Below are 24,425 nucleotides of genomic sequence, written 5' to 3'. Positions count from 1 at the left end.
GGCGCCATAACTGGGAGAATGTCATGACCCGTATGCTGAAAGGCCTGATGCTTGCCACGACCGTGCTTGTGCCTGCGGCACTGGCAGGTGTTGCCAATGCTGCCGATACCGCGCTGACCATCGAAAGCTGGCGCAACGACGACCTGTCGATCTGGCAGGAAAAACTGATCCCCGCCTTCGAAGCCAAGAACCCCGGCATCAAGGTGACGTTCGCCCCGATGGCTCCGACCGAATACAATTCGGCCGTCAATGCCAAGCTGGAAGCTGGCACGGCGGGCGATCTCATCACCTGCCGCCCGTTCGACCTGTCGCTTGCCATGTTCGAAAAGGGCCAGCTTGCCGCGCTGAACGACCTCGACGGTATCAAGAACTTTTCGGATACCGCCAAGTCCGCGTGGAGCACAGACGACGGCAAAACGACGTTTTGCGTGCCGATGGCATCGGTCATTCACGGCTTCATCTACAACAAGAAGGCGTTTGAAGAGCTGAAGGTCGCGGTGCCGAAGACCGAGGACGAGTTCTTCGCCCTGCTCGAAAAGATCAAGACCGACGGCAACTACATCCCTCTGGCCATGGGCACCAAGGACCAGTGGGAAGCCGCGACCATGGGCTATTACAATATCGGCCCGAACGACTGGAAGGGCGAAGAAGGCCGCAAGGCGCTGATCGCCGGCACCCAGAAACTGACCGATGCCGACTGGATCGAGCCCTACAAGACGCTGGCCAAGTGGAAACCCTATCTCGGCGACGGTTTTGAAGCCCAGACCTATCCGGACAGCCAGAACCTGTTCACGCTCGGCCGCGCCGCCATCTATCCGGCCGGTTCCTGGGAAATCGCGCCATTCAAGGCACAGGCCGATTTCGAAATGGGCGCCTTCCCGCCACCGGTGAAGAAGGCCGGCGATACCTGCTACATTTCCGACCATAACGACATCGGCATCGGTCTCAACGCCAAGGGCAAGAACCCGGAAGCGGCGAAGAAATTCCTCGCCTGGGTCGCCTCGCCGGAATTCGCCACGCTTTACGCCAACTCGCTGCCGGGCTTCTTCAGCCTGAACTCGACTGCGGTGAAGATGGAAGATCCGCTGGCGCAGGAATTCGTCTCCTGGCGCCAGAACTGCAAGCCGACCATCCGCCCGAGCGCGGCGATCGTCGGCCGTGGCAAGCCGAACCTCGATCTCGAAATGTGGCGTGTGTCGGCCAATGTCATCAACGGCACGCAGACACCGGAACAGGCAGCCGAAGAGACCCAGAAGGGTCTGGAAAGCTGGTACAAGCCGGCGAAGTGAGCTGATGAAGGTGCGGAGGCTGATCACCAGCCTCCGTTCGACCTTCGATAAAGCTCATCCACCTCTCCAATCGTCATCCTCGGGCTTGTCCCGAGGATCTGCAACTACCTGAGATCATGAACGTGGTCAGATCCTCGGCACAAGGCCGAGGATGACGCCTCACATGCAAACGCAGAGTTCACATCATGAGCGACATCGACACGGCCGATCCTGCGATCGCTCCGATCAAACGGCCCACCCGCTGGCATATCGCCGTGTTTCTGGCGCCGGCAGTGCTCGTCTATACGGCGATCATGATCCTGCCGCTGATCGAAACCCTGCGGCTGTCGCTCTACAATCTCGTCGATGGACAGACGGTGTTTGTCGGGCTCTCGAATTTTGCCACGCTGTTTTCCGATCCACGGCTTTCCGCCAGTTTCTGGAATGCGCTCGGCAATAACCTGATCTTCTTCGTCATCCATATGCTGGTGCAGAACCCGGTGGGCATTGCGCTCGCCGCCATGCTGTCTGTGCCGAAACTGCGCTTCGCCACCTTTTATCGCACCGCCATCTTCGTTCCGACGCTGCTGTCCTTCGTGATCGTCGGCTTCATCTGGAAGCTGATCCTGTCGCCGATCTGGGGCATTGCCCCCAGCCTGATGGATCTCGTCGGGCTGAAATGGGCGTTTGCGCCCTGGCTCGGCAAACCGGACAGCGCGCTGATCACGGTGTCGCTGATTTCCGTCTGGCAATATGTCGGCATTCCGATGATGCTGATCTATGCCGCTCTGCTCAACATCCCGGAAGAAGTGCTGGAAGCCGCCGAATGCGACGGCATTACCGGCTGGAGCCAGTTCTGGAAGATCAAGCTGCCGCTGATCCTGCCCTCGATCGGCATCATCTCGATCCTCACCTTTGTCGGCAATTTCAATGCCTTCGATCTGATCTATACTGTTCAGGGGGCGCTGGCCGGTCCCGATGGCTCTACCGATATTTTGGGCACCCTGCTCTACCGCACCTTCTTCGGTTTCCAGAACCAGATGGGTGACCGCTCGATGGGTGCGACCATCGCCACCGTGATGTTCCTGATCATTCTCGCCGGCGTTTCGCTTTATCTCTTCGTCATCCAGCGGCGCATGCGTCGCTACCAGTTCTGAAGGAGGCGATCATGGCCAAGGCCCGCACCTCGCTTGTCCGCACCGGACTGATCCATCTGGCTCTGATCAGTTATACGCTGATTGCGCTGTTTCCGGTGTTTCTGACGCTGGTCAACTCGTTCAAGAGCCGCAATGCGATCTTTCGCGATCCGATGGCGATCCCCACGCCTTCGACCTTCGATCTCGTTGGTTACAAGACCGTGCTCGCCCAGGGTGATTTTTTCGGTTATTTCCAGAACAGCATGATCGTCACCGTTGTGGCAATCGCGCTGGTGCTGCTGTTCGGTGCGATGGCGGCGTTTGCGCTGTCGGAATATCGCTTTCGCGGCAACCTGCTGATGGGGCTTTATCTGGCGCTCGGCATCATGATCCCGATCCGGCTGGGCACCGTCGCCATCCTGCAGGGCATGGTGGCCGCCGGTCTCGTCAACACGCTGACGGCGCTGGTTCTGGTTTATACGGCACAAGGGCTGCCTCTTGCCATCTTCATCCTGTCGGAATTCATGCGCACCGTTTCCGATGACTTGAAAAATGCCGGGCGGATCGACGGATTGTCCGAATATGCCATCTTCTTCCGCCTTGTCCTGCCGCTGGTGCGCCCGGCCATGGCGACGGTTGCCGTGTTCACCATGATACCGATCTGGAATGATCTGTGGTTCCCGCTCATCCTTGCGCCCGGCGAGGAAACCAAGACGGTGACGCTGGGTGCGCAGATGTTCATCGGCCAGTTCGTCACCAACTGGAACGCCGTGCTCTCCGCCCTGTCGCTCGCCATCCTGCCGGTTCTGGTTCTTTACGTCATCTTCTCACGCCAGCTGATCCGCGGCATCACTTCGGGAGCCGTCAAATGAGTTCCAACACACCCCTTCGCGTGCTTGTTGCCGGTCTCGGCAATATGGGCCGCAGTCACGCATTGGCCTATCATCACAATCCCGGTTTCGAGATCGTCGGTCTTGTGAACCGCAGCCGGCCGGACCTGCCAGCAGAACTCGCCGACTATCCGTTCCTCAACGATTTCGAAGCCGCGCTCAGCGAACTGAAACCGGATGTCTGCTCGATCAACACCTATTCCGACAGCCATGCCGCCTATGCCATTCGGGCATTCGAGGCTGGCGCCCATGTGTTTCTGGAAAAGCCGCTGGCGACGACGGTTGTCGATGCCGAGCGCGTGGTCGCTGCCGCCAAGGCGCATGGCCGCAAGCTGGTGATCGGTTACATTCTGCGCCATCACCCCTCGTGGATACGGCTGATCGCGGAGGCCCGCAAACTCGGACCACCTTACGTTTTCCGCATGAACCTCAACCAGCAGTCCTCCGGCGCCCATTGGGACGTGCACAAGGCGCTGATGCAGACGACGTCGCCGATCGTCGATTGCGGCGTGCATTATCTCGACGTGATGTGCCAGATCACCGATGCGCGCGCCGTGGAAGTGCGCGGCATGGGCCTGCGCATGTCCGACGAGATCGCGCCCGACATGTATAATTACGGCCATCTGCAGGTGATGTTCGAGGATGGTTCGGTCGGCTGGTACGAGGCCGGCTGGGGACCGATGATGTCGGAAACGGCGTTTTTCGTGAAGGACGTGATGTCGCCAAAAGGATCGGTATCGATCCGTGTCGACGAAAACGCCAAGTCGGCCGATATCGATACGCATACGAAAACATCGGTCATCCGCGTGCACCGAGCCGAGACCGGGCCGGATGGCGGCTTTCTCGTTGCTGACGAAGATCTCAGGATGGAGGGAGAACCCGGCCATCAGGAACTGTGTGACCTCGAACAGGCCTATGTATTGAAAGCCATCCGCGACGACATCGACCTGACACGGCATATGGACGATGCCGTACAATCGCTGCGCCTTGCGCTGGCGGCCGACGAAAGCGTGCGTACCGGGCTGCCGGTCCGTTTCTGAGATTACATGAAGGAACAAGCCCTTGGGTTCGCTGAAACTGACATCCATCCGCAAGGCCTTTGGCACGCACGAGGTGCTGAAAGGCATCGATCTTGAGGTCGAGGACGGTGAGTTCGTGATCTTTGTCGGCCCTTCCGGCTGCGGCAAGTCCACGCTTCTCAGGGTCATCGCCGGCCTTGAAGACGCATCGAGCGGCAGCATGCAGATCGATGGTCAGGAGGTCGCCACCGTGCCGCCTGCAAAACGTGGCATCGCCATGGTGTTCCAGTCCTACGCGCTTTATCCGCACCTGACGGTGAAGGACAATATGGGGCTTGGCCTGAAACAGGCGGGCACGCCCAAGCCGGAGATCGAGACACGTGTTGCCGAAGCGTCGCGCATGCTGTCGCTTGGGCCGTATCTGGCGCGGCGCCCGGCAGAGCTTTCCGGCGGCCAGCGCCAGCGTGTCGCCATCGGCCGCGCCACCGTGCGCGAGCCAAAACTGTTCCTCTTCGACGAGCCGCTGTCCAACCTCGACGCGGCTTTGCGCGTGCAGACACGGCTGGAAATCGCCCGCCTGCACCGACAGCTGAAGGCAACGATGATCTATGTCACCCACGATCAGGTGGAGGCGATGACGCTGGCCGACAAGATCGTGGTGCTGAATGCCGGCGCAATCGAGCAGGTCGGATCTCCGATGGAGCTTTACAACAAGCCGGCTAACACCTTTGTTGCCGGTTTCATCGGCTCGCCGCAGATGAATTTCATCGAGGCCGACAGGCTGGGCGATGCGCAGGCAAAAACCCTCGGCATCCGCCCCGAACATATCGCGCTTTCCCGCGAGGCCGGCGACTGGCAAGCCAAGATCGTGCATGTCGAACATCTTGGTGCCGACACCATTCTTTATCTGGAAACGGAAGAGACGGGCCTTCTCACCGTGCGCCTGTTCGGTGAACATCGCTTCGCGGCCGACGAGATCGTCTTCGCAACGCCAGACAGGAGCCGCCTGCATCGGTTCGACGCCAAAGATCAGGCAATCGCGTGACGGGCTGACTTGTCATGATAGGCCGGCAGGCCGATATCACGCACGTGATCAAACGGTGGGACATGACGGACCTGCATGAATTTTTCGACCGCTCTTCGGTTGAGGTGGCGCGCGACCTGATCGGCGCCGAACTGATATTTGCAGGTTGCGGCGGCGTGATCGTCGAGACGGAAGCTTATGAGCCGGACGACCCGGCATCGCACAGTTTCCGCGGCATGACGCCGAGAACCCGCACCATGTTTGGCCCGCCTGCACATGCCTATGTCTATCGCTCCTACGGTATTCACTGGTGTCTGAACTTCGTCTGCAAGCCAGGTAGCGCCGTGCTGATCCGGGCATTGCAGCCCGTCTCCGGCCTTGCCGAGATGGAAACAAGACGCGGCAAGACGGATCCGCTTCTGCTTTGCTCCGGCCCGGGACGGCTATGTCAGGCACTTGGCGTCGGCATCGCGCAGGATGGCCTGCCGCTCTATCAGCCACCTTTCGTCGTGACACCTGCACACGTCACAGCAATCGTGGATATCGGCAAACGCATCGGTATATCCAAGGCAATGGATCAGCCCTGGCGCTTCGGGCTGCGTGATTCTGTTCATGTCAGCAACAAGTTTCGCTGATGGATCAGCTCTGCCACACCTTCATTTTCGATGTATTGCCACGCATCGAAACATGCTCCACCTCTGCAACATGTGAAATTTACCCATTTTATACCGAATAAAACACAGTATTTATATCAAACAACTACTGTATTTTCGCAAAACTTAATGCAATATTCCGCGCAAGACGCGTGGAGAAACTCGATGAACGACATATCCGGAGCCGAAGGAGCGGCCCAAGACCACCTGACGGACATGAGCCTGTCGGAAGATGCGCTCACTGCATTCGAGTGGTCCTTATGGCGTATATCGGCCGCGTTTCTGCGCTGGCAGTCGGAATGCAGCACCGATCTGGCCGGCACCAGCATCAGCGGGCTGGAAACCGCGGTTTTGCATACGATCCGGTATCGCCAGAAGCCCAAGGGCCTCAGCGAAATCTGCCGATTGCTTGGCCGCGATGATACCGCCAATGTGCAATATGCCATCAAGAAGCTGCAGGGCCTGAAGATGATCGAGCGCGTCAAGGGCCGGTCACGCAAGGATACACTCTATATCCCGACCTCGGCCGGCGAGCAGTTGACGCAAGATTATCGTGCAGTGCGTGAAAACCTGCTGGTCTCGATGATCCAGAGGATCGATCGATCGGACAACAGTCTGCAATCCACGACCGAAATGCTGGAACTGCTGACGAGCTTTTACGAAGCCGCCACACGCCGCGTCGCCAGCAGTACACTGCCGACGGGCCATTCCGCCCAATCCTGATCTTTTCTGGCAGGCGATGCGTGATACGGTGATGGTTTACAAGACCATCACGACAGGTGCATGCATGATTTTCCACGCGGTTTCGGACTGGAACGACGCTTATTCCAACGGACCCAATATCCCCAATGGCAGCGCCTGGCCGCAGGCCTGGGTTGAGCCGGCCAGAAACTACCGGGACACGCTACTCTCACTCGGCCGCGCCGAGATCGATATCGCCTACGGATCAAAGCCGCGACATCTGTTCGATCTCTTTCTGCCGGAAGGAACGCCACGGGGACTGGTCGTTTACGTCCATGGTGGTTTCTGGCAGAGCCTCGACAAATCCTACTGGTCGCATCTGGCCAATGGCGCGGTGACACACGGTTATGCCGTGGCATTGCCGCAATATACGCTCTGCCCGGATGCACGCATTTCCGACATTACCCGTGAGGTTTCCGAGGCCATAACGGCGGCGGCGAAACGGATTGCCGGGCCGCTGCACCTGACCGGTCATTCCGCAGGCGGGCATCTTGTGTCCCGCATGGTTTCCCATACCTCGCCGCTTGCTCCCGAAATCCGCCGCCGCATTGGCAATACGATATCGATTTCCGGCCTGCACGATCTGCGTCCGCTTCTGCCCACACGGCTGAACGAAAAACTTCAGCTGACGCTGGACGAAGCCGAACGGGAAAGCCCGGCGCTGCTGATGCCGGGAGACGATGTAAAGCTGTTCTGCTGGGTGGGCGCCAGCGAGCGGGCTGAATTCCTCCGCCAGAACGATCTTCTTGCCAATATCTGGACCGGGCTTGGCGCCAGGACCGGCTGCTATCACGAGCCGGATCGGCACCATTTCAATATCACGGATGGGCTGGCCGATCCCGCACATCCGCTGACGATGACGCTTCTGTCTTGATCTTCATCAAGACCCGCATGAAACCCTCATTCATCATCGCCTGATAGGACCTGCAAAAAGGACAGGGATATGACCATACAGAGGCGACGCCGGATGATACGAACCAGACGAACGAGCCTGGGCGTGACGCTGGTTGCGGCGATTTCCTTCCTGGCCGGATTGACCGACGCGATAGGATTGCAGCTTTCCGGTGATTTCGTCTCGTTCATGACCGGCAACACAACGCGCGCTGCAATCTCTTTCGAGCAGGGCGATTACAGTCATGCGCTCGTGCTGGTCGGGGCGATCGTCACCTTCGTGATCGGCAATGCGCTTGGCATCATCGTCGCGCATCTGTTCGAGCGACGTATTTTCGCCGTTCTCACCACGGTCGGCCTGCTTCTGGCGGTTGCCTCGGCGCTGGCTGCGCCCGAACTGGCGATCTGGCGGTTCAATGCCGTGGTACTGGCAATGGGCCTGGTCAATGCAGCGGTGGAGCATATCGAGGGCCTGCCGATCGGCCTGACCTATGTCACCGGCGCCCTTTCCCGTCTGGGGCGCGGTATCGGCCGCACGATCCTAGGAGAGCGCAATTTTGGCTGGACGGTGCAGATCGTGCCATGGCTCGGCATGGCAGCCGGTGCGCTTTGTGGCGCGGCTCTGGCCATAGGCCTGCCCGATCAGGCCTTGCAGATGGCGGCATGGTTGACGCTCGGCTTTGCTGCCATCACGCTGTTCATACCGCGCTCCTTGCAGCACCGTTACAACCAACGGCCAACGCCATCGAGCAACGGCTTGCATCACTGAATGTGAGAGAGGAATTTCGGTCTATAGTCATCGACGAATCGATCCGAAAGGCGCCCTTCCCCGATGATGTTCTATCTTTCCAAAATCGTCTGGCTGTTGGTGCAACCGCTTTCGCTGGCCTTCTTTTTGTGCCTAGCGGGCGCCCTTCTGGCGTCGCTCGGCTCAAGGAAGGCAGGTGCTGCCCTTTCATTTTTCGCAGCACTTGTATTGTTCGTCGCGCTTTACACGACGACCGGCAGCGTCGCTTTGCAGGTGCTGGAGGACCATGTGCGCAAGCCTTCTGCGGATCCGGCGGATCTCTCCTGCATCATCGTTCTGGGTGGCGCGCTTGAAAACCAGGTGACGACAAGCCGCGGCGGCATCGAACTCAATCAGGCAGCGGATCGTTTTGTCGAGACGGCACGACTGGGGCTGAAATATCCGCAGGCCAAAATTCTGGTGTCCGGCGGTGATGGCTCGATCAGTGGCGCCTATGAGGGCGAGGCAAATGCATCGGAACGGTTCTTCTCCGCTTTCGGCATATCCTCAGAGCGGCTGATCAAGGAAAACGGCTCCCGCAACACGTTCGAAAACACCCTGAACACAGCGGCGCTGCTGAAGGAACGCGGGCTTTCGGATTGCCTGCTGATCACCTCCGCCTTCCATATGCCGCGCTCGCTCGGCCTGTTTCGCCATGCGAGGCTTGCCGTCACGCCGTGGCCGGTGGATTATCGCACCACCGGCATCGAGAAGCTGGGCTTCGATTTCACCCAGCCATCGCTCAACGCGCAGCAAACGGCCACGGCCGCACGCGAATGGATGGGGCTGGTCGGCTATTATCTGTCCGGTCGAACCGGATCGTTGCTGCCGGAGTAACTACTTCTTCGAGATGGTCACGAACTTGGTGCCACGTACGCGCACCGTCATCTGGCACGACTCACCACCGTCGCGTTCGCAATATTTGGGCGCCATTTTGAAGACGAACACCATGTTGCCGAAACGCTTGATGAAATCGTAGCTGTGGATGCGGGCGGTGGCGATCATGAAATAGCCGCCCTCCTTGACCTGCAGATAGAAGTTATAGGGGCAACCTTCTTCATTGCAGGCCTGGCCCTTCGTTCCGTCGCAAGTATAGGCGCCATGATTGGCGATGGCATCGATCAGGCCATCATTGTTGATATCCATGCGCGTGATGAAATCGCCACCGAATTCGACGGCTTTGCATTCCTTACGGAAATGATCTTTTTCATAGATTTCCGGATCGCTCAGCAATTGCTGCTGCGCAAATGCGGGTGCAGCGGTGATCAGGCAGAGCAACGCGGCAAGAAAAGGCAATATTTTCATCAAAATGGCCTCGGGACGGCATGGTTTTAAATGATGCTGGGCAGCACATCGACGGCTGCCCAATATCCCATATTCCCACATGGCGCTTGCGCGGCGCTGACGAGGCCGCGCCGCAAAGTTGCGATCAGGATTTTTTCTCGCGGAGACGGATGATCACGTCAACATGGGCGATTTCCATGCCTTCCGGCGGTGCCGGCAGGTTGTCGATCGCAAGATTGTTGATCGGGATATCCAGCACTTCATTGCGTCCTTCGACGAAGAAATGATGGTGATCGGAAGTATTCGTGTCGAAATAGGTTTTTGCGCTTTCGACAGCGAGAACCCGGATCATGCCCGCTTCGGTGAACTGGTGCAGGGTATTATAGACGGTCGCAAGAGACACCGGCACGCCGGCGGATGTCGCCTCCTCGTGCAGTTCCTCCACCGTCAAATGGCGGTCACCCTTGGCAAACAGGAGATCGGCGAGTGCGATACGTTGCCGCGTCGGACGCAGCCCACATACTCGCAACCTTGTCTCCACGTCCATGCTGGCTTCAGCCATCATGCAGGCAAACTCCCGTCATCTTTGATAAAGTTCAACACTGGATATAACTTTAGCGACGAATGGTTTCAATAGCGCAAGTGTTCGCGCCATCACGAACGCCCTTTGTGTCATGGAAAAAACGCAGATTCGACGTTTACGCCTCTGGTTTGGCGGCTTCGCTTCCTATATGCCCTCGTGATCGTATGGGGCAGTCCCGGTTGATCGGCGATAAGCGGATCGGGGCAATCTCTTAATTTTGTGCCTATCCTGCTCTATAGCTTCGGATGGCCGCGACGACGGAGTAATGGATAATCCTGATGGCAACGAGACAGTCCAGCTACAGCTACGAAGAAATCCTCGCCTGCGCACATGGTGAACTCTTCGGACCCGGTAACGCGCAATTGCCTTTGCCGCCCATGCTGATGGTCCACCGCATCACGGACATTTCCGAAACCGGCGGCGCTTTCGACAAGGGTTATCTGCGCGCAGAATACGACGTGCGTCCGGACGACTGGTATTTCCCATGCCATTTCGAAGGCAACCCGATCATGCCGGGCTGCCTCGGCCTCGACGGCATGTGGCAGCTGACCGGATTCTTCCTCGGCTGGCTGGGTGAAGAAGGCCGCGGCATGGCGCTTTCGACCGGCGAAGTGAAGTTCAAGGGCATGATCCGCCCGACCACAAAGCTTCTCGAATTCGGCATCGACTTCAAGCGCGTCATGAAGGGCCGCCTCGTACTGGGCACCGCTGACGGCTGGCTGAAGGCCGATGGCGAGACCATTTATCAGGCAACCGACCTGCGCGTCGGTCTGGCCAAAGACAAGACGGCCTGAACCGCTTTTCAAGCGGTCGACGAAAACAACAAAGGTTTGATCACATGAGACGGGTAGTAGTCACGGGCCTGGGGATCGTGTCCTCGATCGGTAACGACGCTGGCGAAGTCACCGAATCCTTGCGTCAGGCAAAGTCGGGCATTTCCTTTTCCCCCGACTTCGCCGAGCACGGCTTCAAATGCCAGGTCTGGGGCAAGCCGAATATCGACACGACGGACCTCGTCGATCGCCGCGCCATGCGCTTCCTCTCCCAGGGTGGAGCATGGAACCATGTCGCGATGAAGCAGGCGCTGGCCGATAGCGGCCTGGAAGAGAAGGACTACGCTCAGAACGAGCGTGCCGGCATCATCATGGGTTCTGGTGGTCCTTCCACCCGCACGCTGATCGAAGCCGCCGATATCACCATCAAAAACAATAGCCCCAAGCGCATCGGCCCGTTCGCCGTGCCGAAGGCAATGTCCTCGACGGCATCGGCAACGCTCGCCACCTGGTTCAAGATCCACGGCGTCAACTACTCGATCTCGTCGGCCTGCTCGACGTCTGCACATTGCATCGGCAATGCAGCGGAAATGATCCAGTGGGGCAAGCAGGACATCATGTTCGCCGGCGGCCACGAAGATCTCGACTGGACCATGTCGAACCTGTTCGACGCCATGGGCGCCATGTCTTCGAAATACAACGACAACGCCCCGAGCGCTTCGCGCGCCTACGACGTCGATCGTGACGGCTTTGTCATCGCCGGTGGTGCAGGCGTTCTGGTTCTCGAAGAACTGGAACATGCCAAGGCCCGCGGTGCCAAGATTTACGCTGAAATCACCGGTTACGGCGCAACTTCCGACGGCTACGACATGGTTGCACCGTCGGGCGAAGGCGCCATCCGCTGCATGCGTCAGGCTCTCTCCACCGTGAAGGGCGATGTGGATTACATCAACACCCACGGCACCTCCACCCCGGTGGGCGATTCGAAGGAAATCGGCGCGATCCGCGAAGTGTTCGGGGACAAGATCCCGCATATCCAGTCGACCAAGTCGCTGACCGGTCATTCGCTGGGTGCAGCCGGCGTGCAGGAATCGATCTACGGTCTCCTGATGATGCAGGCCGGATTCATCGGCGAAAGCGCGCATATCCAGAACCTCGACCCGGAATTCGACGGCGTTCCGATCGTGCGCAGCCGCATCGACAATGCCAAGATCGATACCGTTCTTTCCAACTCCTTCGGGTTCGGCGGCACCAATGCCACGCTCGTCTTCCAGCGCTATAACGGATAATCCCATGACAGGTATCATGCAGGGCAAACGCGGCCTGATCATGGGCGTTGCGAACAACCATTCCATCGCCTGGGGCATTGCCAAGGCGCTGGCGGCGCAAGGTGCTGAACTGGCATTCACCTATCAGGGTGATGCGCTGGGCAAGCGCGTGAAGCCGCTGGCAACCGAAGTCGGCTCCGACTTCGTCATTCCTTGCGACGTCGAAGATATCGCCTCCGTCGATGCCACCTTCGACGCCATCAAGGAACGCTGGGGCTCGCTCGACTTCATCGTTCACGCCATCGGCTTTTCCGACAAGAACGAGCTGAAGGGCCAGTACGCCGAAACCACGCGCGAAAACTTTTCGCGCACCATGGTGATCTCGTGCTTCTCCTTCACCGAAATCGCCAAACGCGCAGCACCGCTGATGGTGAATGGCGGCTCAATGCTGACGCTGACCTATAACGGCTCACAGCGCGTCATCCCGAACTACAACGTCATGGGCGTGGCCAAGGCGGCTCTAGAAGCCTCCGTGCGCTATCTGGCGGCTGATTTCGGCCCACAGGACATCCGCGTCAACACGATCTCGGCAGGCCCTGTGCGCACGCTGGCCGGCGCCGGCATTTCCGACGCCCGCGCCATCTATGCTTGGAACAAAGAAAACGCGCCGCTTCGCCGTACTGCGACGATCGAGGACATTGGCGGCTCGGCTCTCTACCTGTTGTCTGACCTTTCGCGTGGCGTGACCGGCGAGGTGCATTACGTCGACGCCGGCTACAGCATCACGTCACTGCCGACGCTGGACAATCTGCGCAAGGCCGACAGCGAGTAATTTCAGAACCTGACCTGTACAAGAGCATGCGCATCATGATGCGCATGCTCTTGTTTTTTGCGCGATTGACGCGTACCCTTCCGGTAGCTTGGAGCGGAATAGCCAGAAGATCATCGCCAGACTGAAGCGCGAAGGCTTCCTGTTGATCTCGATCAAAGGATCTCATCACAAGCTCCGCAGAGGCACTCAGACGATCATCGTACCGCATCCAAAGAAGGATCTGCCGAGCGGCACCGCAATGGCAATCGCCAGGCAAGCGGGCTGGATTTGATAGGAAGCAGGCCATGAAGCATTTCATCGCGCTCGTACACAAAGACGAAGACAGTGCCTTTGGTATCCGTTTTCCCGATCTGTCCTCGGTGTTTTCGGCTGCTGATACCGAGAATGATCTGACCGCCAATGCGATCGAAGCGCTGCGCCTCTGGGCGGAAGATGCCGACTTGCCTAAACCTTCCACTTACCGGCAGATCACCGAACGCGGCGATATACGAGCTGAGCTTGCGAATGGCGCATTTTTTATCCGTATTCCCTATATCGAGGATGATACACGCGTGGTGCGTGCCAATGTCACGTTCGAAAAGGGTATGCTGGATGCTATCGACGCCGCAGCGCGCGAACGTGGTTTAACCCGCTCTGCCTTTCTTGCCAGTGCCGCCCGAAAGGAGATCGAGGCTGCCTGATCAGGGCGCAAGCCTCAACTCCTCAACAGCCTGGATATTTCCCGCCGCTGCGGCCTCCTTCAGAAGTGATTTTGCCCTTTCAGGCTCTTCCTCAGCAATCAGCTGGGCAAGTTTCCATTTCGCCCAATGGTCTTTGGTCTTGGGCAGGCTGAGCTCGAGATACCGTCTGGCAAGCGCCACGTCCTTCTTCACACCGTCACCGTCGGCGAGCATGAAGGCCAGCATGTGGTAGGCCCAGATATTGTCGTTTTCAGCTGAAATGCGGTACCAGATCGCCGCGATCTTGGGATCGGCCTGAACGCCGATACCCTTCTGGTAACACCAGCCGACTTTCAGCTGGCCGTGTTTGTCGTTCCTGGCGGCCGAGCGCATGTACCAGTTGAAGGCCTGAAGCGGGTCTTTTGCCAGCCCGGTCCCATGCTCGTACAATTCGCCGAGCTTAAAGGCGGCAACCGGATTTCCTTTCTCGGCGGACAGCCGGAAATAGCGGGCGGATATCGCCAGATCGCGATCGCTCCGGTGCTCGCGCGCCTCATAAAATTCGGCGGCGTTGAACCATTCCCAGGAGTTTCGCACCTGATCCGGCCGCGCTGCGGCGGCCGATATCAGCAGACAGCAGAGACTGCACACAATCCTGTTCACGCCACCACTCCAACCCACCGATCGCAACCCTAGAATGCAATCGATGGCGTTGGCAAGGATAGTGAAGAGCAGGTCTTATTTGCGTCCCCACAGCACCTTGAAGCGGGCATTGCGGCACGTCTCGCCGCTCTCGCGGAAGGCTTCTGCCAGAACTGGCTCATAGGGCAGGCCACGATTGGCCACCATCAGCAGCTGGCCGCCGCTACGCAGCGAAGCCGCTGCCGTACGGATCATTGTCCTGCCGAGCTCAGGATCGGCTGCCTGCGCCTCGTGGAAGGGCGGGTTCATGATCACGAGATCGTATTTTTCCTTCGGCGGTTCGGCACCGAGATCCTGCCAGAAGAAACGCGTGGCGAGATCCGGGCAATTGCCGGCGAGGTTGCGCTTGGCGAATTCCAGCGCCTGCCAGTCCGCCTCGAACAGGTCGATGCGGTTGGTACGGCGCGACTTTTCGGCCAGCATGACGGAGAGATAACCCCAGCCGGCACCAAAATCCGCGGCATTGCCATCGAAATCGGTCGGCAGGCGGCTTGCGAGAAGCTCTGAGCCCGGATCGACATGATCATGGGAGAAGATGCCGGGAATGGTCTCGAAGCGCCCCTCGACCATGCCTGCGGTCTTGCGCAGCGCCTTGATACTGCCGGAAGCATCTTCCGGACGGCCGAACCAGATGGCGACGCCATGATATTTTGGTGCGTAGTCGAGGATGACACCGAGTTTCAGCAGCATGGTGCGGAGCGACTGGATGCCGTCTTCCTTGCCACCGGCAATGACGATGACGCCGCCGACCTTTACGCGGGCCAGAACTTCGGCCACCCGGTTTTCGTTTTCACCGCGATGCTTGCCGCACAGAACGAGGCCGAAATCGTAATCTTCGCCTTCGGCTTCCGGAAAGGCATTGTCGCCCAGTGCGCGGAACAGCGGTCGGAAGGGCTGCACGGCGGTGATATCGCCGAGAAAGTCCGACGGCTTGGCATGGCCGGCTTCGGCGCCAAGGAAGAGCACACGCTCGCCCTCGCCCGGCATCGGCACCGCGTCGGTGGCAAAGGGATGGAAAAGCGTCTTGAGGGCGTCTCGGCTCATGATGTCGGACCTTGGCGGTGTTGTTTTCAGAAACTGATAAAGAAAAGGCGCGGAAGACAATGCTCCCGCGCCTCGATCTTGCGATCTGCGAAAGCTTACTCGGCTGCTTCGCCTTCGGCCTTCTTGATTTCCTGGCCGGTGGCCTGGTCGACGACCTTCATCGACAGGCGAACCTTGCCGCGCTCATCGAAGCCCATCAGCTTGACCCAGACCTTGTCGCCTTCCTTGACGATATCGGAGGTCTTGGCAACACGCTCGGAAGCGAGCTGCGAGATGTGGACCAGACCGTCGCGGGCGCCGAAGAAGTTGACGAAGGCGCCGAAATCGGCGGTCTTCACAACGGTGCCTTCGTAGACCACACCGACTTCCGGCTCGGCAACGATCGAGTGGATCCACTTGCGGGCCGCTTCGATTTCCTTACCCGAAGAAGAAGCGATCTTCACGGTGCCATCGTCTTCGATGTTGATCTTGGCGCCGGTCTTTTCGACGATTTCGCGGATGACCTTGCCGCCCGAACCGATGACTTCACGGATCTTGTCGACCGGGATGTTCATCACTTCGATGCGCGGAGCGAATTCGCCGAGCTGCGAACGGCCTTCGGTGATGGCATTGGCCATTTCGCCGAGGATGTGCTTGCGACCGCCCTGAGCCTGCTCGAGAGCGACCTTCATGATCTCTTCGGTGATACCGGCAATCTTGATGTCCATCTGCAGCGAGGTGATGCCGTCGGCAGTACCTGCAACCTTGAAGTCCATGTCGCCGAGGTGATCTTCGTCGCCGAGGATGTCGGAGAGAACGGCAAAACGTTCACCTTCGAGGATCAGGCCCATGGCGATACCGGCAACCGGCTTAGCCAACGGAACGCCTGCATCCATCAGAGCGAGCGAGGTGCCGCAGACGGTTGCCATCGAGGACGAGCCGTTCGACTCGGTGATCTCGGAGACGACGCGCAGCGTGTAAGGGAACTGCTCAGGCGACGGCAGCATCGGACGGATAGCGCGCCATGCGAGCTTGCCGTGACCGATTTCGCGACGGCCCGGGGAGCCCATACGGCCGGTTTCGCCAACCGAGTAGGGAGGGAAGTTGTAATGGAGCAGGAAGCGCTCCTTGTACATGCCGGTCAGGCTGTCAACGTACTGTTCGTCTTCGCCGGTGCCGAGCGTGGCAACAACGATCGCCTGCGTTTCACCGCGGGTGAACAGCGACGAACCGTGGGTGCGCGGCAGGATGCCGACTTCCGAGACGATTGCGCGGACGGTCGACAGATCACGGCCGTCGATACGGCTCTTGGTGTCGAGGATGTTCCAGCGAACGATCTTGGCCTGCAGATGCTTGAAGGTCGCGCCGATGACTTCGGCAGTGTATTTCGGCTCTACGCCTTCCGGGAAGAAGTGAGCCTTCACCTTTGCCTTGACGGCATCGACGGCTGCGTAACGTTCAGCCTTCTGGGTGTTCTTGTAGGCGGTGCGCAGCTCGGCTTCGAAATGCTTGAGCATCTCGGCTTCGAGTTCGGAATGATCTTCCGGCTGGAAGTCGCGCGGTTCCTTGGCGGCAACTTCAGCGAGCTTGATGATCGCGTCGATGACCGGCTGGAAACCACGGTGGCCGAACATGACAGCACCAAGCATGACGTCTTCGTTCAGTTCCTTGGCTTCCGATTCAACCATCAGGACGGCGTCCTGGGTGCCGGCAACAACGAGGTCGAGAACCGATTCGTCCATCTCGTCGAGATGCGGGTTCAGAACGTATTCGCCGTTGATGTAGCCGACGCGTGCGCCGCCGACCGGGCCCATGAACGGAACACCAGAGAGCGTCAGGGCAGCGGAAGCGGCAACCATCGACAATACGTCGGGATCGTTCTCAAGGTCGTGCTGGACGACAGTGACGACGACCTGGGTGTCGTTCTTGTAACCTTCAGGGAAGAGCGGGCGGATCGGACGGTCGATCAGGCGGGAAACCAGCGTTTCCTTTTCCGACGGACGACCTTCGCGCTTGAAATAGCCACCCGGGATCTTGCCGGCGGCGTAGGTCTTTTCCTGGTAGTTGACGGTCAGCGGGAAGAAATCCTGGCCCGGCTTCGGCGCCTTGGCCGAAACGACGGTGGCGAGAACGACGGTTTCGCCGTAGGTGGCCAGAACGGCGCCGTCAGCCTGGCGGGCGATCTTGCCCGTTTCCAGCTTCAGCGGGCGGCCTGCCCATTCGATTTCGACAGAGTGGGTATTGAACATGTGTTGTCCTTCAATGCGGGAATGACGTGACACCCTTTGCAAGGCGCCGGCACAATCGACCGCAGATATGACACATCACGGGCAAGACAACGAGAAGCTCCGATTCCCCTTGAAGGGAAACATTGGCCAAGATTTCAAGAAAATCTCGGCCAACAAAGCATCCGGCAATCCTGCCCCATGACAGGTCGGGGTTGATCTGGCAAACCGGCCATCCGGTTTCGCCGACAGTTTTCGCGCACATCATGAGCGCGGCAGGCAATGATCGGGCAAGGCCCGGAAAGAGGTCCGGCGGACACCCCGCAAGGAGCGCCCGCCGGAAAAGGTCTTAGCGACGGATACCCAGGCTGGTGATCAGCTTGGTGTAACGGGCTTCGTCCTTCTTCTTGACGTAGTCAAGAAGCGAACGGCGCGTGGAAACCATGGTCAGAAGGCCACGACGGGAGTGGTTGTCCTTCTTGTGGCCCTTGAAGTGTTCGGTCAAGTTGGTGATGCGCTCGGTGAGGATAGCAACCTGGACTTCCGGCGAACCGGTGTCGCCTTCAACGGTTGCGTATTCCTTGATGAGTTCGGCCTTGCGCTCTGCAGTGATCGACATCGTATGATCCTTTATGTGAAGAGGAATGAGGTCGCCAAAGGCCGAGATGTCGTTCAGCCTTGGCCGTGAATGCCGGGAACATGCCAATTGGCGGCCCCTAGCTGGCGCTGCCTATAGACCATTCGGCATGGAATGGGAAGAGGCCCGTATTTTGAGGAGGCCGATGGTTTATCAGCCAAACACCCGCTTCGGACGGAACTCACCCTGGGCGATATCGCCGATGGCAACCAGACGTCCCTTTGCCGTGGCATAGACTTCCGGCGCTTCGAGCGGGGCGTCGCGACCACGGACGATAACCGGATTGCCCATGCGGATGCGATAGGCCTGATCTTCACTGAGCGGCAGATGCGGCAGATCGGACAGCGCTTCGACCGTATCGAACAGAAGCGCATCCAGCGCCGCGAGACGCTCGTCACGATCCTCGACGCTTTCCAGCGCCACGAGATCGGCAAGCGGTACCATCTTCTCTTCCGCAAACGGCGCAACAAATGTGCGACGCAGGTTGGAGATATGGCCGAAACAGCCGAGGTCCGTACCGAAATCGCGGGCCAGCGCGCGGACATAGGTGCCCTTGCCGCATTCGACTTCGAAATGTGCGCAATTCTCTTCCGCGCCAAGCAGCGTCAGGCGAAAAATCTGGACTTCGCGGGACGGGATCTCGACCATTTCACCGCCACGGGCAAGATCGTAAGCGCGCTCGCCGGCGATCTTGATCGCGGAAAACTGCGGCGGGACCTGGCTGATCGTGCCGGTATAGTTCGGCAGGATATCGAGGATTTCCTGCTCGCTCGGACGCTTGTCGGAGCTCTCAACGACATCGCCTTCAAGATCGTCCGTCGAGCGCTGTTCGCCCCAGGTGACCGTGAACTCATAGATCTTGCGGCCATCCATGACGTAAGGCACGGTCTTGGTGGCATCACCTAGCGCGATCGGCAGCATGCCCGAGGCAAGCGGATCGAGCGTGCCGGCATGACCGGCCTTCTGGGCGTTGAACAGCCACTTGATCTTGGAGACGGCTTCGGTCGAGCCGAAATCGACAGGCTTGTCGAGGATAAGCCAGCCGGAGACCGGCCGGCCCTTGGGTTTACGCGGTTTGGACATTCTTCTCTATTCTTGCTCGTCGCCGGAGGCCTTGGACTCAGGATTGCCCCCGAGATCGCGCTGCACTTCCGGAGATTTCAGCAGCTGGTCGATCTTCTTGTAATTGTCGAAGCTGGTATCGTCACGGAAACGCACTTCGGGCATGTATTTCATTTGCCGCAACTGGCCGCCGAGGCGGCCGCGAATGTATTTCGCATTACGGTTCAAAGCCTCGATCACCGCTTCGTGGTCCGGCAGACCGAGCGGCGTGACATAGGCGGTGGCAATTTTCAAATCCGGAGACATGCGGACTTCCGACACGGAAATCACGGTCTTTTCGATCAGATCGTCGCGCACTTCGCCGCGCTGGAGAACCTGCGTAATGGCGGCGCGTACCTGCTCGCCGACGCGCAGCATCCGCTGCGAGGGCGCGGAAGACGTTGCTTTGCTCATTTCTTGTTTTTCTTTCTTCTCATGTCCGCTTCGATACTGATCCTATCAGAAAGATCGTCGTTTGGCGCGGGCAGGCGTGCTCCATGCCTTTTTGGCGCCGAAAGGTCAAGCTTGGGACATTTTTCGCCCCCGTCTGCCGGAGCGACAAAATGCAGGTAGCAACGCTCGCTCATCAAACATTAGGGATCAGCACGGGCACCCTCTTGACGAAAAACTGAAAACAGCCAATTTTCATGGTGTCTTCGCGCGCCTTTACCGAGCCCGCGAAAGAAACCTGGTGCCGGGCCCCTCTGGCGAGAGTTTTTACGGCGCTCTCGCGATGTCGGTACCGCCTGCAAAACAGCCGGCGGATTAACAACGTCATGACACAATCCCAAATCTTTGGGATGGATGCCGCGTGCGGCATGTCCATCTCCTCCATGCGTCTTCTCTCCACCAGGGGGACACACGCATGAGCCAGTCCACATCATCCACGCTCGGCTATTTCCGCTGGGCCTTCATCGTTACCGCGCTTGGTCTACTCCTCGGCGGCTTCCTCGGCTGGCAATCGACCGGCACGATCAGCGGTACAGCGACGATCTTCTTCATCTGCGTCGTGCTGGCGGTTCTGGAAATCTCGCTCTCCTTCGACAACGCCATCGTCAACGCCAACAAGCTGAAAGACATGACCCCGGAATGGCAGCATCGCTTCCTGACCTGGGGTATCCTGATTGCCGTGTTCGGCATGCGTATCGTCTTCCCGCTGTTGATCGTCGTGATCGCTGCCCAGATCGGGCCGATCGAGGCAATCGTTCTGGCGGCAAGCCAGCCGGAAGAATATTCGCGCATCATGCATGACGCGCATCTGCCGATCGCAGCCTTTGGCGGCACCTTCCTGATGATGGTGGGCCTGTCCTACTTCTTCAATCAGGAGAAGGACGTGCACTGGATCCCGTTCCTCGAAAGCCCGATGGCCCGCTTTGCCGGCATCAAGGGTGTCGAGATCGCCGTAGTGCTGTTGTTGATCCTGCTCTTCTCGCGGCTTTTGACCGGTGAGGATTCGGTCACCTTCGTCTATTCGGCCATCTATGGTCTCGTGACCTTCCTGATCGTCGAAGTGATCGGTGGCCTGCTCGATGCGCAGCAGAAGACGATGTCGGAAGCCGCAAAGGGTGGTCTCGGCGCCTTCATCTATCTGGAAGTGCTGGATGCCAGCTTCTCCTTCGATGGCGTCATCGGCGCGTTTGCGCTCACCCACAACCTGTTCATCATCGCGATCGGCCTTGGCATCGGCGCCATGTATGTTCGCTCCATGACGATCATGCTGGTCGAAAAGGGCACGTTGACGCATTACCGCTATCTCGAGCATGGCGCCTTCTATGCCATCCTCATCCTTTCGGTGATCATGTACGTGCAGACGATGTTCCACATTCCCGAGGTTATCACCGGCCTTGGCGGTGCGACCCTGATCGGCATCTCGCTGTGGTCGTCGATCCGCTACAACCGTCGCCACGTCGAACAGGACAAGCGCGAGGGCACGCTGGATCGTCCGGTGGAACCGGCGACCAACCAGATCTGATCCAGATCGATCGGTATTTTGACAACCAAAGCCGCCGGACATCGTTGATGTCCGGCGGCTTTTTCATGTCAGCGGTCAAGCAGCGCGGTTCAAGCCGGATCGGCGCGCGACCACGCGTTCTGCGAACAGCAATGTGTCGTAGATCAGCACCGCCAGTGCCGCGACGACCACACCACCCTGCAGAATGAAGGCGAGATTGTTGGACTGCAGGCCGGCAATGATCACCTCGCCGAGCGTGCGGGCCGCTACCGTCGATCCGATAGTGGCCGTGGCCAGGCTGATGACGATCGACAGGCGGATGCCGCCGAGGATGAGCGGAAAGGCCAGAGGCAGTTCGACCTTGGTGAGACGCTGCCAGCCGGTCATGCCGGTGCCGCGCGCGGCCTCCATCACCGATACCGGCAATGTGGTGAGGCCCGTCAGGGTGTTTTCGAAGATCGGAAGCAGTCCGTAAAGAAACAGCGCGATCAGCGTCGGCCATTCGCCGAAACCCAGCATCGGTACCGTCAGCGCCAGCACGGCGACGGGTGGAAAGGTCTGGCCGATATTCACCAGACTGCGCGACAGCGGCAAAAATTCACGACCGGATTCACGTGTGACGAGGATGGCCAATCCGACGGCGACGATGGTGGCGGCAACGGTGGCCGCAAAGACCACCGTCAGATGCGAGATGGTCAGCGACAGAAGGCTGGACTGTACATAAACCGGCGGCCCGCCGTTTTCCGTCAACGGCTGGAGCAGCGGCGCAAACCATTGTGGCATGACCAAAAAGGTCACCAACAGCAGAAAAACAATTAGCCGGATAATTAACGGCAAGCCAATTCTCATTCCGGCCTCGCCCGCTTCAGGAGGCCATCGACGGTGACCCGGCCGATAACCGCACCGTCCCTATCCGTGACAGGCAATGCGGAACGACCGGACCAGAGCAGCTCGGCCAAAGCATCCCGCTGGCTGATATCGGAGGCGATCGCCGCCCCTTCCGCAGGTCCTGTTTCGATTGCGGCCTCGACACGGTTCAGCGACAGAAGACGAAATGGCCGTTCTGCGGTGCCGATCAACGAGGCGACGAAATCGGTTGCCGGATTGGCGAGCATTTCAGCCGGCGTCGCATATTGCAGCAGGCGCCCGCCATCCATGACAGCGATCTTGTCGGCAAGGCCAAAGGCCTCTTCCATATCGTGGGTGACAAGGATGATGGTGGTACCAAAGTGTTTCTGAATGGCGAGCAGATCATCCTGCGCCTTGGCGCGAATGACCGGATCGAGTGCGCCAAAGGGTTCGTCCATCAACAGCAGGTTCGGCTCGGCAGCAAGCGCGCGGGCGACACCGACGCGCTGGCTCTGACCGCCGGACAGTTCGTGCGGAAAACGTGGGCCAAACGATGTTGGATCGAGTTGAAAAAGTTTGAGAAGCTCTTCGACACGCGCCTTGATACGCTCCTGCGGCCAGCCGAGCAGCTTTGGCACGGTGGCGATGTTGTCCGCGACGGTACGATGGGGAAACAGGCCATGCCCCTGAATGGCGTAACCGATGCGGCGGCGCAGTTCGTGCGGGGCAATGGCGCCATTGTCCTCACCATCGATGCGGATGGCACCCTTGGTTGGCTCCACCAGCCGGTTGATCATGCGCAACAGCGTGGTTTTACCCGAACCGGAGGTGCCGACGATGACGGTGACGGATCCCGCATCGACCGTCATCGAGACGTTATCGACCACGGTGACGTCGCCATAGGCCTTGCTGATGCCATCGATCTCGATCATGCGGTCGCTTCCTTTCCGGCAGTAGGAGCCGTCCTGTTTGTCGCATTTGCCGGTGCTGTCAGCTCCACAACGGCATCGAGAATGACTGCCGCTGCAAAAGCCAGTGCTACCGTTGGCACCGCGCCGAGCAGAACCAGATCCATTGCCGTCTGGCCGAGCCCCTGAAACACGAAAACGCCAAACCCGCCGCCACCGATCAGGGCCGCGATGGTGGCAAGACCGATATTCTGCACGAGCACGATACGAATGCCGGTGAGGATGACCGGAAAGGCAAGCGGCAGTTCCACCTGAACCAGCCGCTGCCGATCCGTCATGCCGACACCGCGGGCGGCGTCATTGGCATCGCGGGGCACGCTAGCCAGACCTCCCACCGTGTTGGCTACCATCGGCAGCAGGGAATACAGAAACAACGCCACGAAGGCCGGCGCCATGCCGATGCCGCGAATGCCGAGATCGGCCGCGCCCGGCACAGTGGCCGCCACCCATGACAGCGGGCCGATGAGGATACCAAACAGGGCGATCGACGGAATGGTCTGGACGACATTGAGAAGGTTGAGAATGACAGAGCGGATGCGTGCGGCGCGATGGCAAAAGATGCCAAGCGGGATACCGATCAGCGCCGCAACGGCAAGAGATCCGGATGCCAGTGTCAGGTGCCGCCCCGCCTCCATCCAGAACGTGTCGGCGCGCGAAACATATTCCTTCATGAGCGACAGGCCGCTCCACAGGTCCGAGGTCAGGATCAGTGTTATTGCGGCAGCAGTGGCTGCGAGAAAAGCGATGCGTAACCATGCAGTCGGCCGCATGCGCGCCAGCGAATCCGTTGCCAGCAGGGCGAAAGCGGCACCGAGCATCCAGAAACCGGAGCCGGGTGAGACGCGGGCATAGGTATTGCCTGCCGGCGTCAGAAAGGTCGCCGCACCACCGATGGCAATTGCGAGACCTGCCAGCACCACGAAACTGGTCACCAGCCGAACCAATATCGGCAGGCGCAGAAGCGCGAGGACGATGCCGACGATGACCAGCGCCATCAGAACCATGCCGAGCGAAGGCGGCAGGGCGGAAAGCAGGGAACGCCCCTCGCCCTGCACGATGCGGTTGGCGCGAAACAGCGCAAAGGGCGCGACGAGGCCATAAGCAGCGATCAGGGCGACCACCACTCCGACCCGGTCGATCCGGCGCAAGTCAAGCCTCACA

General features: G+C 59.2%; 28 protein-coding genes. 16 read left to right on the top strand and 12 right to left on the bottom strand.

The window, feature by feature from the left end; genetic code table 11:
• The first annotated feature begins 23 nt into the window (after window positions 1–23).
• The 10 genes from EDF70_RS16975 to EDF70_RS16930 all read left to right on the top strand — a co-directional run bounded on the left by EDF70_RS16975 (window position 24) and on the right by EDF70_RS16930 (window position 9,246).
• Window positions 24–1,289 (top strand): ABC transporter substrate-binding protein, encoded by a 1,266-nt coding sequence (locus EDF70_RS16975; RefSeq protein ID WP_132276015.1) that lies wholly within the window; start codon window positions 24–26, stop codon window positions 1,287–1,289.
• Window positions 1,290–1,474: 185 nt separating this feature from the next.
• Window positions 1,475–2,425, top strand: coding sequence for a sugar ABC transporter permease (locus tag EDF70_RS16970; protein WP_132276013.1), 951 nt, complete (start codon window positions 1,475–1,477; stop codon window positions 2,423–2,425).
• An 11-nt stretch (window positions 2,426–2,436) separates the two neighbouring features.
• The gene (locus tag EDF70_RS16965) at window positions 2,437–3,276 is read left to right on the top strand and encodes a carbohydrate ABC transporter permease (RefSeq protein ID WP_132276011.1); all 840 of its coding nucleotides are present in this window, start codon (window positions 2,437–2,439) and stop codon (window positions 3,274–3,276) included.
• Entirely contained in the window at window positions 3,273–4,334 is a 1,062-nt protein-coding gene (locus EDF70_RS16960; protein WP_132276009.1) for a Gfo/Idh/MocA family oxidoreductase, read from the top strand. The genes EDF70_RS16965 and EDF70_RS16960 overlap by 4 nt, the downstream gene beginning before the upstream one ends.
• A gap of 22 nt (window positions 4,335–4,356) precedes the next feature.
• A complete protein-coding gene (locus EDF70_RS16955; RefSeq protein ID WP_132276007.1) occupies window positions 4,357–5,358 on the top strand; it encodes an ATP-binding cassette domain-containing protein in 1,002 nt (333 codons plus the stop codon).
• A gap of 62 nt (window positions 5,359–5,420) precedes the next feature.
• Window positions 5,421–5,972, top strand: a complete 552-nt coding sequence (locus EDF70_RS16950; RefSeq protein ID WP_132276005.1) for a DNA-3-methyladenine glycosylase — start codon at window positions 5,421–5,423, stop codon at window positions 5,970–5,972.
• Between the two features lie 183 nt (window positions 5,973–6,155).
• Complete coding sequence (locus tag EDF70_RS16945) at window positions 6,156–6,713, top strand: winged helix DNA-binding protein (protein ID WP_165932053.1); 558 nt, start codon at window positions 6,156–6,158, stop codon at window positions 6,711–6,713.
• Between the two features lie 31 nt (window positions 6,714–6,744).
• A complete protein-coding gene (locus EDF70_RS16940) occupies window positions 6,745–7,605 on the top strand; it encodes an alpha/beta hydrolase (protein WP_245519216.1) in 861 nt (286 codons plus the stop codon).
• 69 nt (window positions 7,606–7,674) lie between these two features.
• Window positions 7,675–8,391 (top strand): YoaK family protein, encoded by a 717-nt coding sequence (locus EDF70_RS16935; protein WP_132276001.1) that lies wholly within the window; start codon window positions 7,675–7,677, stop codon window positions 8,389–8,391.
• A gap of 66 nt (window positions 8,392–8,457) precedes the next feature.
• Complete coding sequence (locus EDF70_RS16930) at window positions 8,458–9,246, top strand: YdcF family protein (RefSeq protein ID WP_132276795.1); 789 nt, start codon at window positions 8,458–8,460, stop codon at window positions 9,244–9,246.
• Here the strand turns inward: EDF70_RS16930 and EDF70_RS16925 are convergent, their stop codons facing one another.
• Both EDF70_RS16925 and irrA read right to left on the bottom strand, forming a co-directional pair.
• Entirely contained in the window at window positions 9,247–9,714 is a 468-nt protein-coding gene (locus EDF70_RS16925) for a hypothetical protein (RefSeq protein ID WP_132276793.1), read from the bottom strand.
• Window positions 9,715–9,838: 124 nt separating this feature from the next.
• A complete protein-coding gene (gene irrA / locus EDF70_RS16920; RefSeq protein ID WP_132275999.1) occupies window positions 9,839–10,258 on the bottom strand; it encodes an iron response transcriptional regulator IrrA in 420 nt (139 codons plus the stop codon).
• A gap of 296 nt (window positions 10,259–10,554) precedes the next feature.
• Here irrA and fabA point away from each other — a divergent pair, with 296 nt between their 5' ends.
• From fabA to EDF70_RS16895, 5 genes are all read left to right on the top strand, one after another.
• Window positions 10,555–11,070 (top strand): 3-hydroxyacyl-[acyl-carrier-protein] dehydratase FabA, encoded by a 516-nt coding sequence (gene fabA / locus EDF70_RS16915; protein WP_132275997.1) that lies wholly within the window; start codon window positions 10,555–10,557, stop codon window positions 11,068–11,070.
• 44 nt (window positions 11,071–11,114) lie between these two features.
• Window positions 11,115–12,338 (top strand): beta-ketoacyl-ACP synthase I, encoded by a 1,224-nt coding sequence (gene fabB, locus EDF70_RS16910; protein WP_132275995.1) that lies wholly within the window; start codon window positions 11,115–11,117, stop codon window positions 12,336–12,338.
• 4 nt (window positions 12,339–12,342) lie between these two features.
• Window positions 12,343–13,149: an enoyl-ACP reductase FabI gene (gene fabI / locus EDF70_RS16905; protein WP_132275993.1), complete on the top strand. Its 807-nt coding sequence runs from the start codon at window positions 12,343–12,345 to the stop codon at window positions 13,147–13,149.
• 88 nt (window positions 13,150–13,237) lie between these two features.
• Entirely contained in the window at window positions 13,238–13,420 is a 183-nt protein-coding gene (locus tag EDF70_RS16900) for a type II toxin-antitoxin system HicA family toxin (protein WP_132275991.1), read from the top strand.
• A 13-nt stretch (window positions 13,421–13,433) separates the two neighbouring features.
• Window positions 13,434–13,829, top strand: a complete 396-nt coding sequence (locus tag EDF70_RS16895; RefSeq protein ID WP_132275989.1) for a type II toxin-antitoxin system HicB family antitoxin — start codon at window positions 13,434–13,436, stop codon at window positions 13,827–13,829.
• On the opposite strand, the gene EDF70_RS16890 is transcribed toward EDF70_RS16895, so the two are convergent.
• The 7 genes from EDF70_RS16890 to EDF70_RS16860 form a co-directional block, all read right to left on the bottom strand.
• A complete protein-coding gene (locus EDF70_RS16890; RefSeq protein ID WP_132275987.1) occupies window positions 13,830–14,471 on the bottom strand; it encodes a tetratricopeptide repeat protein in 642 nt (213 codons plus the stop codon).
• A gap of 75 nt (window positions 14,472–14,546) precedes the next feature.
• Window positions 14,547–15,554 carry a class I SAM-dependent methyltransferase gene (locus tag EDF70_RS16885; protein WP_132275985.1) on the bottom strand — a complete coding sequence of 336 codons (1,008 nt, stop codon included), beginning with the start codon at window positions 15,552–15,554 and terminating at the stop codon, window positions 14,547–14,549.
• Window positions 15,555–15,649: 95 nt separating this feature from the next.
• Window positions 15,650–17,782: a polyribonucleotide nucleotidyltransferase gene (pnp, locus tag EDF70_RS16880; protein WP_132275983.1), complete on the bottom strand. Its 2,133-nt coding sequence runs from the start codon at window positions 17,780–17,782 to the stop codon at window positions 15,650–15,652.
• A gap of 325 nt (window positions 17,783–18,107) precedes the next feature.
• On the bottom strand, window positions 18,108–18,377 hold the full coding sequence (gene rpsO, locus EDF70_RS16875) for a 30S ribosomal protein S15 (protein ID WP_112729456.1): 270 nt from the start codon (window positions 18,375–18,377) through the stop codon (window positions 18,108–18,110).
• Between the two features lie 171 nt (window positions 18,378–18,548).
• Entirely contained in the window at window positions 18,549–19,478 is a 930-nt protein-coding gene (truB, locus tag EDF70_RS16870; protein WP_132275981.1) for a tRNA pseudouridine(55) synthase TruB, read from the bottom strand.
• 6 nt (window positions 19,479–19,484) lie between these two features.
• On the bottom strand, window positions 19,485–19,910 hold the full coding sequence (rbfA, locus tag EDF70_RS16865; protein WP_132275979.1) for a 30S ribosome-binding factor RbfA: 426 nt from the start codon (window positions 19,908–19,910) through the stop codon (window positions 19,485–19,487).
• A 172-nt stretch (window positions 19,911–20,082) separates the two neighbouring features.
• Window positions 20,083–20,331, bottom strand: coding sequence for a hypothetical protein (locus EDF70_RS16860; protein ID WP_132275977.1), 249 nt, complete (start codon window positions 20,329–20,331; stop codon window positions 20,083–20,085).
• 30 nt (window positions 20,332–20,361) lie between these two features.
• On the opposite strand from EDF70_RS16860, the gene EDF70_RS16855 reads away from it, so the two are divergent.
• A complete protein-coding gene (locus tag EDF70_RS16855; protein ID WP_132275975.1) occupies window positions 20,362–21,468 on the top strand; it encodes a DUF475 domain-containing protein in 1,107 nt (368 codons plus the stop codon).
• Between the two features lie 75 nt (window positions 21,469–21,543).
• Here EDF70_RS16855 and EDF70_RS16850 read toward each other — a convergent pair whose 3' ends face one another.
• The 3 genes from EDF70_RS16850 to EDF70_RS16840 are packed head-to-tail and all read right to left on the bottom strand — an operon-like array spanning window position 21,544 to window position 24,412.
• Window positions 21,544–22,296 (bottom strand): ABC transporter permease, encoded by a 753-nt coding sequence (locus EDF70_RS16850; RefSeq protein WP_132275973.1) that lies wholly within the window; start codon window positions 22,294–22,296, stop codon window positions 21,544–21,546.
• On the bottom strand, window positions 22,293–23,228 hold the full coding sequence (locus EDF70_RS16845) for an ABC transporter ATP-binding protein (protein ID WP_132275971.1): 936 nt from the start codon (window positions 23,226–23,228) through the stop codon (window positions 22,293–22,295). Before EDF70_RS16845 ends, EDF70_RS16850 begins: the two co-directional genes overlap by 4 nt.
• Window positions 23,225–24,412 carry an ABC transporter permease gene (locus tag EDF70_RS16840; protein WP_132275969.1) on the bottom strand — a complete coding sequence of 396 codons (1,188 nt, stop codon included), beginning with the start codon at window positions 24,410–24,412 and terminating at the stop codon, window positions 23,225–23,227. Before EDF70_RS16840 ends, EDF70_RS16845 begins: the two co-directional genes overlap by 4 nt.
• Between the last annotated feature and the right edge of the window lie 13 nt (window positions 24,413–24,425).

The sequence above is a fragment of the Neorhizobium sp. JUb45 genome, assembly GCF_004343585.1.
Classification (GTDB): domain Bacteria; phylum Pseudomonadota; class Alphaproteobacteria; order Rhizobiales; family Rhizobiaceae; genus Neorhizobium.
Note: the sequence above shows the minus strand (reverse complement) of the source record. Positions and strands in the feature narration are given on the sequence as shown.

Coding starts and splice junctions, on each gene's coding strand:
- EDF70_RS16975 (WP_132276015.1), top strand. CDS start 24: ATGACCCGTATGCTGAAAGGCCTGATGCTTGCCACGACCGTGCTTGTG.
- EDF70_RS16970 (WP_132276013.1), top strand. CDS start 1,475: ATGAGCGACATCGACACGGCCGATCCTGCGATCGCTCCGATCAAACGG.
- EDF70_RS16965 (WP_132276011.1), top strand. CDS start 2,437: ATGGCCAAGGCCCGCACCTCGCTTGTCCGCACCGGACTGATCCATCTG.
- EDF70_RS16960 (WP_132276009.1), top strand. CDS start 3,273: ATGAGTTCCAACACACCCCTTCGCGTGCTTGTTGCCGGTCTCGGCAAT.
- EDF70_RS16950 (WP_132276005.1), top strand. CDS start 5,421: ATGACGGACCTGCATGAATTTTTCGACCGCTCTTCGGTTGAGGTGGCG.
- EDF70_RS16945 (WP_165932053.1), top strand. CDS start 6,156: ATGAACGACATATCCGGAGCCGAAGGAGCGGCCCAAGACCACCTGACG.
- EDF70_RS16940 (WP_245519216.1), top strand. CDS start 6,745: ATGGTTTACAAGACCATCACGACAGGTGCATGCATGATTTTCCACGCG.
- EDF70_RS16935 (WP_132276001.1), top strand. CDS start 7,675: ATGACCATACAGAGGCGACGCCGGATGATACGAACCAGACGAACGAGC.
- EDF70_RS16930 (WP_132276795.1), top strand. CDS start 8,458: ATGTTCTATCTTTCCAAAATCGTCTGGCTGTTGGTGCAACCGCTTTCG.
- EDF70_RS16925 (WP_132276793.1), bottom strand. CDS start 9,714: ATGAAAATATTGCCTTTTCTTGCCGCGTTGCTCTGCCTGATCACCGCT.
- irrA (WP_132275999.1), bottom strand. CDS start 10,258: ATGATGGCTGAAGCCAGCATGGACGTGGAGACAAGGTTGCGAGTATGT.
- fabA (WP_132275997.1), top strand. CDS start 10,555: ATGGCAACGAGACAGTCCAGCTACAGCTACGAAGAAATCCTCGCCTGC.
- fabB (WP_132275995.1), top strand. CDS start 11,115: ATGAGACGGGTAGTAGTCACGGGCCTGGGGATCGTGTCCTCGATCGGT.
- fabI (WP_132275993.1), top strand. CDS start 12,343: ATGACAGGTATCATGCAGGGCAAACGCGGCCTGATCATGGGCGTTGCG.
- EDF70_RS16895 (WP_132275989.1), top strand. CDS start 13,434: ATGAAGCATTTCATCGCGCTCGTACACAAAGACGAAGACAGTGCCTTT.
- EDF70_RS16885 (WP_132275985.1), bottom strand. CDS start 15,554: ATGAGCCGAGACGCCCTCAAGACGCTTTTCCATCCCTTTGCCACCGAC.
- pnp (WP_132275983.1), bottom strand. CDS start 17,782: ATGTTCAATACCCACTCTGTCGAAATCGAATGGGCAGGCCGCCCGCTG.
- rpsO (WP_112729456.1), bottom strand. CDS start 18,377: ATGTCGATCACTGCAGAGCGCAAGGCCGAACTCATCAAGGAATACGCA.
- truB (WP_132275981.1), bottom strand. CDS start 19,478: ATGTCCAAACCGCGTAAACCCAAGGGCCGGCCGGTCTCCGGCTGGCTT.
- rbfA (WP_132275979.1), bottom strand. CDS start 19,910: ATGAGCAAAGCAACGTCTTCCGCGCCCTCGCAGCGGATGCTGCGCGTC.
- EDF70_RS16860 (WP_132275977.1), bottom strand. CDS start 20,331: ATGGAGGAGATGGACATGCCGCACGCGGCATCCATCCCAAAGATTTGG.
- EDF70_RS16855 (WP_132275975.1), top strand. CDS start 20,362: ATGAGCCAGTCCACATCATCCACGCTCGGCTATTTCCGCTGGGCCTTC.
- EDF70_RS16850 (WP_132275973.1), bottom strand. CDS start 22,296: ATGAGAATTGGCTTGCCGTTAATTATCCGGCTAATTGTTTTTCTGCTG.
- EDF70_RS16845 (WP_132275971.1), bottom strand. CDS start 23,228: ATGATCGAGATCGATGGCATCAGCAAGGCCTATGGCGACGTCACCGTG.